Origin of the sequence: Fibrobacter sp. UWB5, assembly GCF_002210295.1 — a bacterium.
GTDB lineage: Bacteria > Fibrobacterota > Fibrobacteria > Fibrobacterales > Fibrobacteraceae > Fibrobacter.
Genome location: NZ_MWQH01000001.1, coordinates 73,490 through 90,119 on the forward strand (window position 1 = coordinate 73,490; position 16,630 = coordinate 90,119).

Genomic DNA, 16,630 nt, shown 5'->3' on the forward strand with positions numbered 1-16,630 from the left:
CATGATTGGACTTAAATCGATTGCCAGGACGGCGCTTGCGCTCTCGGCATCCGGTGCACTCCTTTCGGGTTGCGGCGACGCTTCTTCGGAAGGTGATCTGGGTGGTGCGCTTCCCCGTCAACAGACGCTATACTTGTCGGGCCAGCAGAACGACGCTCCGGGTTCCTTTAACCCGCTAGCCGAAAGCTGGATGGCTTCCTGGCCGGTGGGCGGACGTTTCAACCTGATGTACGAACCGCTCATCACGTACAACTCCCTGAATGGTAAGATTGAACCCCTTCTGGGTACCTTGGTCGAGGAACTCTCCAATAACGACTCTATCGTTGTGGACTTGAACCCCGCCGCCAAGTGGAGCGATGGCAAGCCGGTGACCTCCGTGGACGTGACTTTCATGTTCCTGCGCGGTTCCATCAACTCTACCGAACAGATTTCTGCAATCCATATCGACTCCTTGAAGGGTGCCGATGGCGTCATTACCGAACGTCTTTCGTTCATGGTTGCTAAAGACAAGCGTAACAACCCGTTGACCGTGCGCGACATGTTGCAGGCAACGCGTATCGCTCCGTCTCACGTGTTTGAACCGCTGATCAAGGAAAAGGGCCTCGACGAAACGAAGAAGCTCCCGATGGATCAGAACCCGGTCGTTTCCGGTCCGTACAACCTGCGTAGTGCCGACCCGAACAAGATTATTCTTGAACGCCGCGACGACTACTGGGGCAATGCCGCCCTTCATGACGGAAAGCTCCCGGCTCCGAAGTTCATTGTTCACCCGATTTACAAGAACAACGAACACAACACGATTGCTATGCGTGAAGGCAACCTCGATGCCTCCCAGAGCTTCATTCCGCGTATTGCCCGTAAGGCTTCGGCCGGCGTCCACACCTGGTGGAACGAACCGCCTTACTTCCGCCCGGGTGCAATGCCCATGCTCGTGATCAACACCCTTAAGGAACCCCTGAACGACAAGCGCTTCCGTCGTGCTCTTGCAACTGCAATTGACTACAACGCGCTCCGCCAGTTCGCTGTTTCCAACTACACCTCTACCCTGAAGGCCGGCCTCATTATGCCGACGGACCTCGAAGGCAAGTACATTGTCGACGAAGACCTCGACAAGTATGGCGTGAACCTCCGCATCAGCGATGAAGCCGAACGCCTCGCTGCCGTGAAGCAGATCCTTTCCGAAGCTGGCTTCAAGTCCGTGTTTAATGACGACGGTACCTTGGACCACATGGAAAATGCCAAGGGCGAGCGTCTCCCGACTCTCTACATCACTAGCCCGAACGGCTGGACTGACTGGGAAGCCATGGTGACGATCGCTGTCGAAGGTATGCGCAAGGCCGGTATCGATATTCGCGAAGGCTTCGTGGACGGCGGTTCTTACTGGCCGGCTATGGGTCTTGGCAACTTTGACCTCGTGATGCACAAGCCTGTTGCTGACGTGACTCCGTCTCTTCCGTGGAGCCGCTTCAACGAAATCATGGCAAGCCGCGACTGGCAGCCGCTTGGCGCCTGGGCCGGTGTGAACATCGGTCGTTACAACCAGCCGGGTACCGAAGGCTTCCGCCCCGAAGTCGACCAACTGTTGTCTGCTATACCTCTGATGACAGACTCTGTCGAAATCGCAAAGGCTTACCGCGAACTCAACAAGATCTTCATGGAAGACCAGCCCTCTATTCCGCTGGTTTACCTGCCTGAACAGTTCTACGAATTCAGCGACCGCGTGTGGACGAACTGGCCCACCGCCGAAAACCCGTACGCTCCGGCTCAGCTGCCGTGGGTGGCTTCGGGCACCAAGATCCTCTGGAACTTAAAGCTTGCTAAATAAAGGTTAAAGGAATACAAATGCTTAAACAATATCCTATGCTACGCTATGTCCTGCAGAAGGGGTTCTGGTATCTCCTGACCTTCGTTTTTGCAGTGGCATTGAACTTCGCCTTGCCGCGTCTTGGCGATAACAACCCGGTCGACATTATCATGGGTCAGGCCGGTAAGGGTCTTTCTCCGACTGAAGCCCAGAAGAAGAAAGCCGAACTCCTGGTGTCCTTCGGTATGGCCGAACTCGACGATCAGGGCAACGTGATTTATGAACCGGAAGTCGACGAAAATGGCCAAATGGTTACCCGCAAGGTGCCCAAGCTCGACGATGCTGGCAATCCGGTTCTCGTGACTGTGAAGGAAGTCAACGAAGACGGCACCCCGAAGATGGTGGATCGCCAGAAGGTTGACGCCGAAGGTAAGCCGGTCTTCGAAGAAAAGCCCGTGCTCGACGCCAAGGGCAAGCCCGTAATGGAAAAGAAGGGCAAGAAGAAGGTCGCCAAGGTTGAACAGGTCGCTGTCATGGAACAGGTTCAGGCTGAACGCCAGGACACCGTGATGGTTGACGAAGTCGTCCTCAAGACCGACCCGAAGCTCAGCTCCGCATTCTCCCAGTTCCTCCGTTACATTGCCAACGTGTTCAAGGGTGACCTCGGTCTCTCTTACCAGAACAACGAACCGGTGACCAATGTAATCAAGAAGTCGCTGCCGTGGACGCTCCTCATCCAGGCTCCGACCATTTTGCTCGGCTGGATTATCGGTAACTTGCTCGGTGCCTTCGCTGCTTACAAGCGTGGCATCTTCGACAAGGTGTTCTTCCCCTGCGCCATGTTCCTGAACGGTGTGCCGTACTTCGTGTTCGGTATGCTCCTGGTGGCCATGTTCTCCATCACGCTCGGCTGGTTCCCGGCTATGGGTGCTTACAGTTCCGACATTCCGGAACTCACCTTCTCCTGGACCTGCATCAAGAGCGTCGCTTGGTACTACATCCTCCCGTTCTTCAGCTGCTTCCCGATTCTTCTTTCGGGTCAGGCAACGGGTATGCGCTCCATGTCGATTTATGAACTCGGTACTGACTACATGAAGTACGCCAAGTGGCTCGGTCTTCGCGAAGGCAAGATTATCAGCTACGTGTTCCGTAACGCTATGCTTCCGCAGCTCACCGGTCTTGCCCAGTCCCTGGGTGCCATGGTGGGTGGCGCACTCATTACCGAAATGATCTTCTCTTATCCGGGCCTCGGTATGGCAATGCTCAACGCCATCCAGAAGAACGACTACGCAACGATTCAGGGTTGTACGCTCATGATTTCGACCTGCGTGCTCGTGGCTAACTACGCCGTTGACGTGCTCATCGCCGTGTTCGATCCGCGCGTGAAGGCCGGTCTCCAAATGGGAGGTAAGTAATTATGTTGAAACTCTTAAGAAACCTTCTCAAGTCTCCGATGTTCGTCATCGGTATCTCGATCTTCGTGCTCACGCTCCTGATCGCACTCTTTGGACCGATCTTCTACAGCGTCGATACTCACGCCCGTGACATTCTCGCTGGTCCGTATGCAGGTTCTTCTTCTGAACACCTGCTCGGTACTGACCACTTGGGTCGTGACTATGTGTCCCTGTTGATCGCTGGCCTCCGCAGCTCTCTCTATGTGGGCTTTGTGGCCGGTATCATCGCTACCACGATCGGTGTGCTTATCGGTCTGTTCGGCGGTTTCCGCGGCGGTTGGATTGACGAAGTCCTGAACATGTTCACGAACCTCTTTATCGTGATTCCGCAGTTCGTGATTCTCGTGCTCATCAGCTCTGCCGTGAAGGACGGTCGTTCTCTCACCTTGATCGGCCTCATCATCGGTCTTACCGCATGGAGCTGGTCTGCTCGTGCAGTGCGTGCCCAGGCATCTTCCCTGCGTAGCCGCGACCACATCGCTCTCGCTCGCATCAACGGTGCATCCACGCTCACGATCGTGATCAAGCATGTGCTTCCGTACTTGCTCTCTTACGTGTTCATGGTGTTCATCATGCAGGTGGGTTCGGGCATTCTTTCCGAAGCTTCTATCTCCATGATTGGCCTTGGCCCTGTCGATACGACTAGCCTCGGTATCATCCTGAACCAGGCAAAGGACAACGGCGCTCTTGCCGACTCCATCTGGATTGCCTTCATTCCGGCAACCTTGGTGGTGACCCTTACGGTGTTTGCCCTTTACCTCATCAATACTTCTATGGAAGGCGTCTTTAACCCGCGTCTGCGCAAATAAGAGGTAACGAAATGTCTGAAAATGTATTTGAAGTAGAAAATCTCGGCCTCTATTACCTTGGCCGTTTCGGCGACAAGACCCATGCCGTGACGGATGTTTCCTTCTCTATGAAGAAGGGTGAAATCCTCGGTATCGCAGGTGAATCTGGTTGCGGTAAGTCCACCTTGGTGTCCGGCCTTATGGGCATGTGCATTCCGCCGCTTTACCCCGAAAAGGGTGACGTGCGTGTTCGTGTGGGTGACCACATGGAATCCCTGATGCACCGCAAGCTCGAAGATGTTCGTGCCAACGTGCTCGCTCAGCAGGTTTCCATGATTCCGCAGGGTGCATTCAACGCCCTGAACCCGGTGCGTAAAATCAAGGACATCGCAGCCGACGTGATCGCCGCCCACCAGCAGCCGGGCAAGAAGCTCGACAGCAAGGAAATCTACGACCGTCTTTGCGAACGTTTTGACTTGTTCGGCATGGACACCAAGCGCGTGCTGAACTCCTACCCGATTCAGCTCACCGCCGGTGAACGCCAGCGTTCCGTGATCGGTATTTCTACGCTTCTCAACCCGCAGATGGTGATCGCTGACGAACCGACTTCCGCTCTGGACGTTTCTACCCAGAAGGAAGTGATCAAGATGATCTTTGATCTTTTGGACAAGGGCATCTTCTCTACCATGATCTTCATTACTCACGAACTTCCGCTCCTGTACCACGTGGCCGACAATATCGCCATCATGTACGCCGGCGAAATCGTGGAATACGGTACGGCTGACCAGGTCGTTAAGGACCCGCGTCACCCCTATACGCAGGCTTTGATGGGCGCTATGCTTTCTACCGAAGCTTCTCAGCGTACCCGTCATCCGGTGGCTATCGAAGGTGCTCCTCCGAGCCTCAAGAACAAGATTGTGGGTTGCCGCTTTGCACCGCGTTGCAAGAAGGCATGCCCCGACTGCAAGAAGAATACCCAGAACATCCGCATTGTAGGCGACCGTCAAGTGAGGTGCGATTATGCTGTCTGATAAACCCATTGTATTTTCCGCTAAGCGCATCAGCAAGGACTTTGGTGCCGGTAAGACCCTGAAGACCGCCGTGAAGGATGTGTCCTTCGACATCTATGACGAAGAATTCATCTCCATCGTGGGTGGTTCGGGTTGCGGCAAGTCCGTGCTCGCAAAGATCATGCTCGGTCTTTACAAGCCGACTCGCGGCCAGTTCCTGTATCGCGACAAGCCCATCAAGAACCTGAAGGCTCACTGGAACGAAGTGCAGTCCGTGTTCCAGGATCCGTTCGGCTGTTTCAACCAGTTCTTTACTATCCGTAGCCAGCTGGAAGACGCCCTGAACATCCTCAAGGACAAGCCCTCCAAGGAAGAAGTCCGCCGCCGCGTGGACGAAGGCCTGATGGCTGTGAACGTGAAGCCCGAAGATATCGAAGGCAAGTACCCGTTTGAACTTTCCGGCGGTCAGATGCAGCGTATGCTTTTGGCCCGTATCTTCGCGCTCCGTCCGAAGGTCTTGATCGCTGACGAAGCCACCTCCATGGTGGACGCCTGCGTGCGTGCCAACATCCTCGATTACTTGCGTAAGTTGAAAGACGAACTCAAGATGACCGTGGTGTTCGTGACTCACGATATCGGTCTTGCAAACTACGTTTCTGACCGTATCTTCATTATGCACGACGGTAAGATCGTGAACCAGGGTACTCCGGAAGAAGTGCTCGACAACACGACCGAACCGCACACGCTAAAGCTGCTTGACGATATCCCGGAAGTCCACAAGACCGAATGGATCAAGAACAGCCATCGCTCTAAGAAAGGCTAAACGCTATTGCGAGGCGCCGTAAGGCGACAGCGCAATCTTTGAAAACCCGACTCCGTAAGGAGCCGGGTTTCTTTCTTTTTGGGAGATTTCTGCGTTTTTGTACTAAAAATTATCGTTTATTTTGAATGTAGAGTTGCATACAAAAGAGAATTATTTTACCTTGTAGCGAAAAAGAAGGGGTTTATGAGACCGGAAACCATCCAAAAGCGCGAAGACGAATTTTTCTCTAACCTGACCAACTCCGCTGGGGTCAAGTACAAGCTGACCCAGACGACCGATATTGGCCATGGGATAAAGATTTATTCTATCCGCCCGGATTTCACGTCTTACTATTACAACACCAAGACAACAAAGAAAAGTATCTGCCTGCATTTTACGGTCGGCTACATCAAATCAGATACGACAGCCCTTTCCACAAAAGACAATTGTGTTTCGGTGTCCTACGTGGTAGACCGCAGCGGCCGCATTTACGAGATGTTCCCGGATACCGAATGGAGCTATCATTTGGGTAGCGGCGCCGTTGGCGGAAATGGTGCCATGTCAAAGCAGTCCATTGGCATCGAGATTTCCAATTACGGCCCCTTGAAGCTTTCCGGCGAAAACCTCGTGGACGCCTACAAGAACGAGTACTGCAAAGTATCCGAGACACAGTTCTACGACAAGCTGAACTACAGGGGCTATGATTATTTTGCCTCCATGACAGAGGTTCAAATCTCTGCGACGGCAGCCCTTATCAAGTACCTTGGCAGAAAGCATGACATTCCTATGAACTTTATGCCTAGCGACGCCCCGTTTGCAAATAATGCCGAGGCGTTGGCATTCAAGGGCGTGTTCTACCATACCAACGTACGAAAGGACAAGTTTGACTGGCCCTTTGGCCCGTCGCTAAAGTCGATTATTGCGGCTTGCACCAATGTGCTCCCGCAGGCAGAAGAGGCTAAGGCTGACGCGACCAAGACCGCAGCACCCTCGGAAGCCACGAAGGTTGCCGAGCCCGCCCAGAAGCCCGCTGAAGCGTCAATGCCTGTTGAAACCCCGAAGGCCGAAGTCAAGGCTCCCGAAGTCAAGAAGTCTCCCGAAATTAAACCCGCCGCAAAACAGCAAGCGAGCAAGCCCAAAACCACCCCGGTAAAGGCGCCTTCGCTTCTTGGAAGCATTATTTCGTTGCTCCTCCAATTGCTTGGCGGCAAGAAACGTTAACCCCCAAATAGGAAGAAGAAAACATGGCAACAGAAACACAAGTGCCGGCTACACCGGATTCTGCCGACAAGGCAAACGCCAAGCTCAACAAGATGGAGCTGATGAAGAAATTCAAGCAGCACAGGGATAGCGTGAACAAGGCTATCTTGGACTTGCAAAAGGATTCTTTGACGCTCTCGAAGGACCTGGAAATTTGCAATGCCAAGGCCGGCGAATTGCAGGTGAACTTGCAGCACCTGCAGGGCGCAAATGACTCGCTGAATAACGAAGTGGCCAAGTTGCAGACCGAATTGCAGGAAGCAATCAAGCAGCAGTCTCCTGTTGCCGCCCTTGCTTCGCCGAGCGGCTGCGCCGTTCTGATTGTTCTGATTATCGCTATCACGGCGATTGCTCTCAAGAAGGGCTTCTCCATCGCCAAGGGCGACACGAAGCTTTCTGTCGGCGGTGACGACAAGAAAGAAGAGTAATCGTCAAAATTAATGTATTAAAAAGCCTCTCCTGTTGGAGAGGTTTTTCTTATAAAAAAAGAGCCCGCGAATGCGGACTCCTTTAAAAGCGTTTTAGGCTCGATTACATGAACCAGTAGGTTGCACCGATGGACACCTGCATGTTCTGCACATCGACTTCGACGGAGCCCAGGGGACCCATGTCGATATCGTCGTAGAGGTTGGTGAGGCCCATGGCGAAGCGGAAGTTCACGTCGAGGTTCGGCATCACGGAGTAGCCGAGGCCGAAAGCGAGACCGAATTCGAGAGTGTTGGTCTCGTTGCCGATCATGGGACCTGCGCTAGCGTCCATATCCATGTCAAAATCGCTCATGCTAAAGTCGTAGCCACTCATGTCTACTTCAGCGTCGCCTTCGTCAGAGTCGGCGTCGTCGCTGAGGATGAAGCCGATGGTCGGACCTGCTTCCACATAGAGACCGGCAACCGGGCTGATGCGGGCGAGAACCGGGATATTCAGGACCCAGAAGGAGAGGGTGCCATCGTCATCGGAGATGCGGCGGAAATCGATACCGACTTCGGGAACGACTGCGAACATTTCGTTGACGTTATACTTGGCGGCGACACCGGCGTTGAAGCCGACACCCCAAGGAACGTCATCGGTGTTGTCACCCTTGAGGGTGCTCATAGTACCAGCAATGCGTCCACCGACATGAACCTGAGCGAAAGAAAGGCCAGTTGCAAGCAGAACAGCAGCAACGATGAGAGATAACTTTTTCATTTGTTTTCCTCTTGATTTAAGGTTAGTAACTGAAATATAACAAAAAGTTTACGAAAGCGGAAGATTTTTTTTTAGAAAAATTCATTTATTTGTATTTGTTAATTTGGTTGCTGTATTTAGTGTGTAATACCGTGTAAATCCCTTTTTGGTTTCCCCTGAAAACACAAATTGACCGGATTTGCCCACTTTTGGGGGTGGTTTTTAGGTATATTCTAGGTATGAATTTCTCAAAAAGCGCATTTTTAGCAGGTGCGGCTTCTGTAGCCGTGTCTTTTTCGTCTGCTTTTGCAGGTCCCCTTGTAAACCAGCTGGGTTTTGCCCCCGATGCTGAAAAGATTGTCGTTTACCCCGGTAGCGATGCCAACGGGCTCGAAGTTCGTGATCTCAACGGAAAGACGGTCTTGAAACTCAAGGCCCCCATGGTCTACGACTGGGAATACAGTGGCGAAGAAGTGCAGACTTTTGATATTTCTGCCGTCAAGAAACCCGGCACCTACCGCCTTTTCCGCGGCAAGGAATATGTGGGTACTCCCATCGTAGTGGGAAAGAACGTCTATAATGATTTGGTAAAGGCTAGCCTCAAGTGGTTCTACTACCAGCGCGCCAGCATGTCGCTGGAACCCCAGTATGCGGGCAAGTGGGCTCGCGCTGCAGGCCACAAAGACAATCGCGTTATCGTTTACGGCACCGACAAAGTGACTGGCGGTAAGGGCAACGGTCAGGTAATCAAGTCCGACCGCGGCTGGTACGATGCCGGTGACTACGGCAAGTACATTGTGAATTCGGGCATTACCGTGTTCACCTTATTGCAGGCTTACGAGAATTTCCCGAAGTATCTGGATTCCCTGACCTGGAACATTCCGCGGGAATTTGCGAAATATCCTGAAATCCTGGAAGAAGTCCGTTACAATCTGGACTGGATGCTGACCATGCAGGACAAGGACGGCGGCGTTTACCACAAGGTGACTACGCTTAAGTTCGGCGGAAGCGTATTGCCCGAAAACGATCGCGACGCCCGTTATGCAATTCTCAAGAATGTAACAGCAACGCTCGACTTTGCGGCCGTGATGGCCCAGGCAAGCGTTGTTTACAAGAATATCGACAAGGCTTATTCCGACAAGATACTCAAGGCTGCCGAAGATGCCTACGCATGGGCCAAGATGCATCCGCAGCAGTTCTACAAGCAGCCTGCCGACGTGCAGACGGGCAACTACATGCACGACGGCGAAGACGGCAAGGATGAATTCCGCTGGGCCGCCGCAGAACTTTTCCGCGCCACCAAGAAGCCGTATTACCAGGATGACTTGAAGAACAACCTCTTCACACCCGATGGTGCCTGGTGGGGCAACGTGAACATGCTCGCCGCTTTCCGCGTGGCACTGGATTCTGCTGACTTCGACAAGGAAATTGTTGCTGCCGCCAAGAAGACTGTGCTCACCGAAGCCAACAACCTTCGCACTGTAGGTGACACGAGCGCCTACCGCCTGCCCGCATTCCCGTGGAGCTGGAACTGGGGCTCTAATAGTGCCATGGCAAACAATGGTATGGTGCTGGTGCATGCTTACCTGCTCACCAAAGACAAGAGTTACTTGGATGGTGCGCAGCAGTGCCTCGACTACTTGCTCGGTAAGAACCCGCAGGACATGACTTATGTGACCGGTTTCGGTTACAGGAGCCCGCGTAACCCGCATCATCGCCCGAGTGAATCCGACATGGTCGATGACCCGGTGCCGGGAATGCTCGTGGGTGGTCCGCACCTCGGCAAGCAGGACATCAACCTGGACGGCAAGGAAAATTGGAAGTGCCCGAACTATGCCGCTGCCGACAAGCCGGCTCTCGCTTATATCGATAACCGCTGCAGCTACGCGACCAATGAAGTGGCCATCAACTGGAATGCTCCGCTGGCTTACCTCGCTGCCGCCCTCGAAGCGATTTATAATAAGTAGTTTTTGAGTTTCATAGGTCACAGGTTTTAGTTTTTTTCATTGATTTCTTAAACCTGCCCCCCGAATAATATATATTACGGATATGGCTTGATGCCGTATCCGTTTTTTGTGAAGGGGGCTCCATGAAGAAGTTTGTTATTTGGGCGATTGCCGCGGTACTTTTGCATGCGCCAGTTTTTGCCGTGGGCCTAGTAAAACAGTCAATCGATACGACCGATGCGATGGCGACTCTCGGCAATTATGATCGCGGATTCTATACACCGCAGGTGTTGCATTTGAAACCTTCGGGCAGCAAGCCAATTGAAAAGCCGTATGGCAAGCTGTTGCACTTGCGTGCGGAAATTTCGGAATTCAGCAGCAACGCATGGCTTTCGATTGACACGACCGGCGGAAAGCGCGATACGGTGCGCGGCGTGAGCCAGGACCTGACCGAAGACGCCCTGAATGTTTTGCAGACAACGTTTGACAACATTCGCAAAAATAACGGCTACGTGATTGTGCGCATCTGTTACGATCCGTGGTACAACGGACGCAGTAATGTGACTCCCGAACACAAGTGGGTAATGCGTCATGTGGAACAGCTCGCTCCTGTGCTCTCGAAGAATACCGACGTTATCGTGGCGCTCGAGATGGGAATGCACGGTGCCTACGGCGAGATGCACAGCGACACGAACATCACCTACGACCGCATTGCCGAGGCGACGAACCTGATGCTGCGCAGTACGCCGCCCGAACTCAAGATTCTCACGCGCACGGGAAACTATTCAGCGAAGGTGCTGGGCTTTGACAACTGGGGCGTCGACTTCCATATCGACGGCGATAAATTCAAAGAAATCGCGAAGGCGAAGGGCGACACCATGTACCGTGTGGGAATGTTCAACGACGGCTATTTAGGAACGCAGTACGATTACGGCACTTGGGGCGCGGATTGTGCGACGTCTATCTGCCGCGAAGAAGGGGTGGCCTGGCTCGAAAAGTACAGCATCAACACGCCTTACGGCGGCGAGGCGCTTACGACAGCAGAAAATTATCAGGTCATCAATACACCAGAGTTCTTGGCATACGAAGGCTTCCGCACGCATACGAGCTACCTGAACATTCAGTGGAACAACAAGCTGATTGACAGTTGGAAAAAGACTCCGTTCAAGCAGAAGGATTTCGATTATGACCCAGCGCGAGTCGATTCGCTTTCGGGTTTCAAGTACATCAATGACCACTTGGGCTATCGTTTTGTACTGCGCGAATCGTGGATGAGCGATACCGTAGGGGACGACGGAATTTTACGTGCGAAACTCCGCATTCAGAACGTGGGCTTTGGCAATTTGACATGGAATGCACCGGTGAGGCTTGCCATTTTAACAGACCTGGAAGGTACCGGTTTGTTGGAGTGCCCTATGCCGACTTATTACGACCTGCCGGACATTGATTCCCGTGATATCCATAGCCGAACTATATTGATTGCAGGTGGCGATACTGTGATGACGTTCGACGGAAATAACGAAATTGAAATTTTGACCAAATTAAATATACGAGGCAAAGGACGTTACCAAGTGTTCTTGAAGGTGGGCGAGGTTCAATTTGCCAACAGTAAGCGTGTGGGTGGCGGAACATGTGGCGACGAGCAGCCTGCCGCCTATTTGGGCAAAATCTACTATGACGAAAATGTCAAATCATCGATTCCGCGCGCCCTCCCAGCTGCGGCACAAAAGAAGAACGCCCCCTTCGTGCAGAGGGAACGCCTCAATGCAATTATCCGCGATGGCAACAAGCGCTACCGCGCCAATGGTGCGACTAGCCGTTAACGAGTTTCACGAATTCGCGGCACACGGCTTCGGGATCGCTCTTGCCGAAGATGGCGGAGCCTACCACGAAGATGTTTGCGCCGGCTTCCTTGCAGGCGAGGATGTTGTCGAGCTTGACGCCGCCGTCAATCTGGATGTTGAGTTCCGGCTTGAGGGCGCGGAGTTCGCGAATCTTGTCAAGGCAATAGGGAATCAGGCTCTGGCCGCCGAATCCCGGGTTCACCGACATAATCAAGACCATGTCCACGATGTCGAGCACGTACTTGATGCTTTCGAGCGGGGTTGCCGGGTTGATGGCCACGGCGGGCTTCACGCCGAGTTCGGCAATCTGGTGCAGCAGACGGTCCAGGTGGTTCGTGGTTTCGGCGTGCACGCTGATGAGGCTTGCGCCGGCTTTTGCAAATTCGCCCACGTAGTTCTCGGGGTTTTCGATCATCAGGTGGCAATCAAGCGGGAGCTTGGTTCCCTTGCCCACGCAAGCCGAGATGCCCGGGCCAAAGCTGATATTTGGGACAAAGTGTCCGTCCATGATGTCGAGGTGAACAAGGCCGGCGCCACCGTTTTCGATAGCCTTGAGGCCGTTGCCGAGTTCGAGGAAATTTGCGTTCAACACGCTAGGGGCGATAATTTGCTTGAGCATGGCCCAAATATAGCAAAACTAGACAGGTTGAAAAAAATTTACTATTATTGGCGCCAAACAAAGCAAGGAGATCAACAATGTCTAAAGGAACAAAAACTGTAGTTGCCAAGGCCGCCGCCAAGAAGGTTGCCGCTAAGGCTGCTCCGAAGGCCGCCGCTAAGCCGGCTGCCGAAAAGAAGGCCCCGGCCAAGAAGACCGCTGCTAAGCCGGCCGCTGAAAAGAAGACTGCCGCCAAGCCGGCTGCCAAGAAGGCTGCTCCGAAGGCTGCCGCTAAGCCCGCTGCCGAAAAGAAGGCTCCCGCTAGCGCTGCCAAGAAGACCGCTGCTAAGGCTCCCAAGAAGGTGACGGTTGTGTTCGAAGCCAACTGCCCGCTCGCAACGACCGTGTCTGTCGCAGGTTCCTTCAACAACTGGGCTGTCGACAAGGACATGCTCAAGAAGGACAAGAAGACTGGTCTTTGGACTGGCAAGATCACCCTCGATGCTGGCGATTACGAATACAAGTTCGTTTGTGATGGCCAGTACTGGGACGAAGGCGACAACAAGGTCAAGCACGTCTAATCCCTTTTTTTGGTTAGTTTATCGGAAGGTTCCAGGCGACTGGGACCTTTTTTTATTTTTTTAAGGTATCTTTATGGCAAATGAAAAAAATGATTGCCGTTATTTTGTTTGCTTTATGCTCGATTGCGTTTTCTCAACCCTGTGAGCGGACCGATCGAGTATCTGGGGAATGCGCTAGTGATACGCTTTCTGTCGCGGTTTCCGACAGTGCCTTGTACTACGAAGAAATGTCTGCCAAGCTGAAAACCGAAGGCGAACAATTGTTGGAAGACTATGTTGACGACATTGTTGCCGGCGTATTTTTGGGAACTCTCGGTGCTGTCGGAACCATATGGAGCGTTAGCGCTTCTTCAGGCGCTTCCTTAGAGGGTGGTGGCGTTTTAGTCGTGTTTATCATGGCTCCTAGCGCGTGCCTCTTGATGGGCGGTGTTTTCGGTGTCGCTGGCGGCATAGGGAAGGGTATCAGAGGAAACAGGATGCTGGAACAGTCCGAAGAGTACAAGAATTCGGCAGAAAGATTCCGGACAAAGTCGCAGCAGGTAAAAGTGGATTTTGTTCCGTTGCTCAATCCGCTGACCAAAACGGTGGGCATGGATTTAGCGCTTAAGTTTTAAAGATTGAACGCAGGTATGAACGCCTGCGTTTTTCATTTTGTGTAAAGCCGGCGCGAACTTCGCACTCCGTATTTCGCTTGTCCTAAGCAATGTGGCGTTAAAGCTCATCCGTGCGGCTCTGCACCTCACGCCCATTTTCTAAATTTTACCCCCGTATGGCAAACTATTCTATTCCTCAAGACGTTTTTGTGAAGGCTGCCGATCAGTACGGCACTCCGCTCTGGATTTATGACCGCGCTACGATTGAAAAGTGCGTGAAGGATGTCCAGGTATTTGACACCGTTCGCTTTGCTCAGAAGGCATGCCCGAACCTTTCCGTGGTTTCGCTTATCCGTAAGCTTGGCTGCGTCGTTGACGCCGTTTCGGCCGGCGAAATCGTCCGCGCCCTCAAGGCCGGATTCAAGGGCGGCCAGCAGAAGGGCAAGGCTCCCGAAATTGTCTACACCGCAGACATCTTCGACAAGGATGCTCTTGAACTCGTCAAGAAGTACGATATCGCCGTGAACGTGGGCTCTCCGGACATGATCCAGCAGCTCGCTGATTTCGGCGTGAAGTCCGAACTCACCATCCGCGTGAACCCGGGCTTTGGCCACGGTCATTCCCGCAAGACCAACACCGGTGGCGATCTTTCCAAGCACGGCATCTGGCACGAACAGATCAAGGACTGCATCAAGCTCGCTCAGGCTAACGGCATGTGGATCACGGGTTTGCACATGCATATCGGTTCCGGCACGGACTTCGAACACCTCGCACAGGTTTGCGACGCCATGGTCGACGCCAGCCGTCGCCTGGGCTCTCACTTGCGCACCATCAGTGCAGGGGGCGGCCTCCCGATTCCGTATCACGAAGAAGACAAGGGCAACCGCATCGACGTGAACGCTTACTACAAGCTGTGGGACGATGCCCGCAAGCGCATTCAGCAGAGCATCGGCCACGAGGTTCACTTGGAAGTGGAACCGGGTCGTTACCTGGTGGCCGAAAGCGGTTACCTGATGGCCGAAATCCGCGCCGTCAAGAAGCAGGGCGACAACCTGTTCTACCTGGTAGACGCCGGCTTTACCGACCTCGTTCGCCCGAGTTTCTACGGTAGCTACCATGCTATTTCGATTATTGCCCGCGACGGTCGCGAACTGAACGAAACGGTGGACGCCGTTGTGGCTGGCCCGCTCTGCGAATCCGGTGACGTGTTCACGCAGGAAGAAGGCGGCTTTGTGGTGACCCGCAAGCTCCCGAAGGCCCAGGTGGGCGACCTCCTGGTTCTGCATGATGCCGGTGCCTACGGTGCCGCCATGAGCAGCAACTACAACAGCCGTCGCTACGCCGCCGAAACCATGTACACCAAGGGTGAACTGAAGGTCGTGCGCGAACGCCAGACTTTTGAACAGCTCATGCAGAACGACCGCATTATCGATCTATAAGCGTCGCATAGCTTCGTTATGATTTTTAGGCTTTCGTCAGAAATGGCGAAAGTCTTTTTCGATACGTAGCCTATTGTATGACGACCTTGAATTTGGGTATCGAATTATTCTATATTTGCCCATAACCAATGGTTCAACCTCAACATCAAGGCGTAAATATGTCTGATCGTTTTATCGTGACCGGAAACTTCACCGATGATCCGTTCGCCATCGACATGGCCCAGTACATCGGCCTCCGTGAAGATATTTCCGACGTGGTCTCCTTGAAGACCTTCGCAAACTCCGAATTCTGCCCCCGCTACATGCTCGACGTGGACGATATGGAACATATCGGCCGTCGCTTGGAAGGCAAGATCGTTTTGATTTGCTCGGTTTCGAACCATGAACGCAGCCGTAACGACTACGCCATGCGTAACTGCATTTTGGCCCGCGCCGCTAAGGACAACGGTGCCGAACAGGTGGTGCTCGTGGAGCCCGATTTGTTCTACAGCGCCCAGGACCGCGGTCCGCACCGCGTCGGTCCGCTCGAAAAGGATCGCCCGGATGTCGACCTCAAGAAGTTCGACGGCCAGGCCTTCACGAGCCTCCTTTACGCCGAACTCCTCAAGAAGTCTGGCGTTGACGCTGTGGTGACCTGCCACAACCACAGCATCAAGGTGCAGAACCTGTTTACTGAAATTTTTGAAGGCAACTTCCACAACCTGATTCCGACCGACGTTTACGCTCACTACATCAAGAGCAGCAACTTCGTTCAGACCGGTAAGGACGGCAACAACCTCGTGATCGTCTCTCCGGACAAGGGCGCACGCCCGTTCATGAACGCTGTGTTCGACGCTCTCCAGCTCCCCGAATGCAAGCGCGTGGTGATGGACAAGGTCCGTACCGGCGAACGTGAAATCAGCATGACCTTCAACCCGGAACTTTCCGACATCAGCATCGAAGAAATCGAAGGCAAGGACGTGATCGTGTTCGACGACATGGTGCGTACCGGTACGACGATCGTGCAGTGCTGCGAACACATCAAGAAGGGCCATCCGAACCGCGTGTGCTTCGGCGTGACTCACTTCCACACCAGTGCCGAAGCCCGTGAAAAGCTCAACAGCCCGGCTATCGACGAAATCCTCACGACTTCGACGCTCCCGGATATTATGAACCGCGACTGCCAGGGTAGGCTCCGCAAGAAGCTCACCGTGCTCAAGCTCGGTAAGTGGATTGCCCGCCACGTGATGCAGATGTACGGCATGGACGATGGCCGCTTCGAAAAGGACTTCTACAAGATCGATATGTCCTCGAAGAACCCGCGTTGGCCGCCCCAGTTTTTTTAATAAGTTCTGTTGCCTCAGCTCG

At 53.4% G+C, this 16,630-nt stretch carries 15 protein-coding genes; 13 read left to right on the forward strand and 2 right to left on the reverse strand.

The window, feature by feature from the left end; translation table 11 throughout:
- Position 1 precedes the first annotated feature (1 nt).
- From B7989_RS00410 to B7989_RS00440, 7 genes are all read left to right on the forward strand, one after another.
- Positions 2-1,825 (forward strand): ABC transporter substrate-binding protein, encoded by a 1,824-nt coding sequence (locus B7989_RS00410; RefSeq protein ID WP_088626686.1) that lies wholly within the window; start codon positions 2-4, stop codon positions 1,823-1,825.
- Between the two features lie 35 nt (positions 1,826-1,860).
- Positions 1,861-3,219: an ABC transporter permease gene (locus tag B7989_RS00415; RefSeq protein WP_233144185.1), complete on the forward strand. Its 1,359-nt coding sequence runs from the start codon at positions 1,861-1,863 to the stop codon at positions 3,217-3,219.
- Positions 3,220-3,221: 2 nt separating this feature from the next.
- Entirely contained in the window at positions 3,222-4,067 is an 846-nt protein-coding gene (locus B7989_RS00420) for an ABC transporter permease (protein WP_088626688.1), read from the forward strand.
- Positions 4,068-4,078: 11 nt separating this feature from the next.
- Positions 4,079-5,077: an ABC transporter ATP-binding protein gene (locus B7989_RS00425; protein WP_072800039.1), complete on the forward strand. Its 999-nt coding sequence runs from the start codon at positions 4,079-4,081 to the stop codon at positions 5,075-5,077.
- Positions 5,067-5,879, forward strand: coding sequence for an ABC transporter ATP-binding protein (locus B7989_RS00430; RefSeq protein ID WP_088626689.1), 813 nt, complete (start codon positions 5,067-5,069; stop codon positions 5,877-5,879). Before B7989_RS00425 ends, B7989_RS00430 begins: the two co-directional genes overlap by 11 nt.
- 183 nt (positions 5,880-6,062) lie before the next feature.
- Positions 6,063-7,079, forward strand: coding sequence for an N-acetylmuramoyl-L-alanine amidase (locus tag B7989_RS00435; protein WP_088626690.1), 1,017 nt, complete (start codon positions 6,063-6,065; stop codon positions 7,077-7,079).
- Positions 7,080-7,102: 23 nt separating this feature from the next.
- Positions 7,103-7,546: a hypothetical protein gene (locus B7989_RS00440; protein ID WP_088626691.1), complete on the forward strand. Its 444-nt coding sequence runs from the start codon at positions 7,103-7,105 to the stop codon at positions 7,544-7,546.
- Between the two features lie 103 nt (positions 7,547-7,649).
- Here B7989_RS00440 and B7989_RS00445 read toward each other — a convergent pair whose 3' ends face one another.
- A complete protein-coding gene (locus tag B7989_RS00445; protein WP_088626692.1) occupies positions 7,650-8,303 on the reverse strand; it encodes a porin family protein in 654 nt (217 codons plus the stop codon).
- A 218-nt stretch (positions 8,304-8,521) separates the two neighbouring features.
- Between B7989_RS00445 and B7989_RS00450 the strand changes: the two genes are divergently transcribed.
- On the forward strand, positions 8,522-10,249 hold the full coding sequence (locus B7989_RS00450; protein WP_088626693.1) for a glycoside hydrolase family 9 protein: 1,728 nt from the start codon (positions 8,522-8,524) through the stop codon (positions 10,247-10,249).
- A gap of 122 nt (positions 10,250-10,371) precedes the next feature.
- On the forward strand, positions 10,372-12,051 hold the full coding sequence (locus B7989_RS00455) for a DUF4832 domain-containing protein (RefSeq protein WP_088626694.1): 1,680 nt from the start codon (positions 10,372-10,374) through the stop codon (positions 12,049-12,051).
- Here the strand turns inward: B7989_RS00455 and rpe are convergent.
- Positions 12,041-12,691 (reverse strand): ribulose-phosphate 3-epimerase, encoded by a 651-nt coding sequence (gene rpe / locus B7989_RS00460; RefSeq protein ID WP_088626695.1) that lies wholly within the window; start codon positions 12,689-12,691, stop codon positions 12,041-12,043. The two genes, B7989_RS00455 and rpe, sit on opposite strands and share 11 nt — an antisense overlap.
- 77 nt (positions 12,692-12,768) lie before the next feature.
- On the opposite strand from rpe, the gene B7989_RS00465 reads away from it, so the two are divergent.
- From B7989_RS00465 to B7989_RS00480, 4 genes are all read left to right on the forward strand, one after another.
- Complete coding sequence (locus B7989_RS00465) at positions 12,769-13,251, forward strand: glycogen-binding domain-containing protein (RefSeq protein WP_088626696.1); 483 nt, start codon at positions 12,769-12,771, stop codon at positions 13,249-13,251.
- Between the two features lie 80 nt (positions 13,252-13,331).
- Positions 13,332-13,865 (forward strand): hypothetical protein, encoded by a 534-nt coding sequence (locus B7989_RS00470; protein WP_088626697.1) that lies wholly within the window; start codon positions 13,332-13,334, stop codon positions 13,863-13,865.
- 155 nt (positions 13,866-14,020) lie between these two features.
- The gene (lysA, locus tag B7989_RS00475; protein WP_088626698.1) at positions 14,021-15,283 is read left to right on the forward strand and encodes a diaminopimelate decarboxylase; all 1,263 of its coding nucleotides are present in this window, start codon (positions 14,021-14,023) and stop codon (positions 15,281-15,283) included.
- Between the two features lie 158 nt (positions 15,284-15,441).
- On the forward strand, positions 15,442-16,608 hold the full coding sequence (locus tag B7989_RS00480; protein WP_088626699.1) for a ribose-phosphate pyrophosphokinase: 1,167 nt from the start codon (positions 15,442-15,444) through the stop codon (positions 16,606-16,608).
- Positions 16,609-16,630 lie beyond the last annotated feature (22 nt).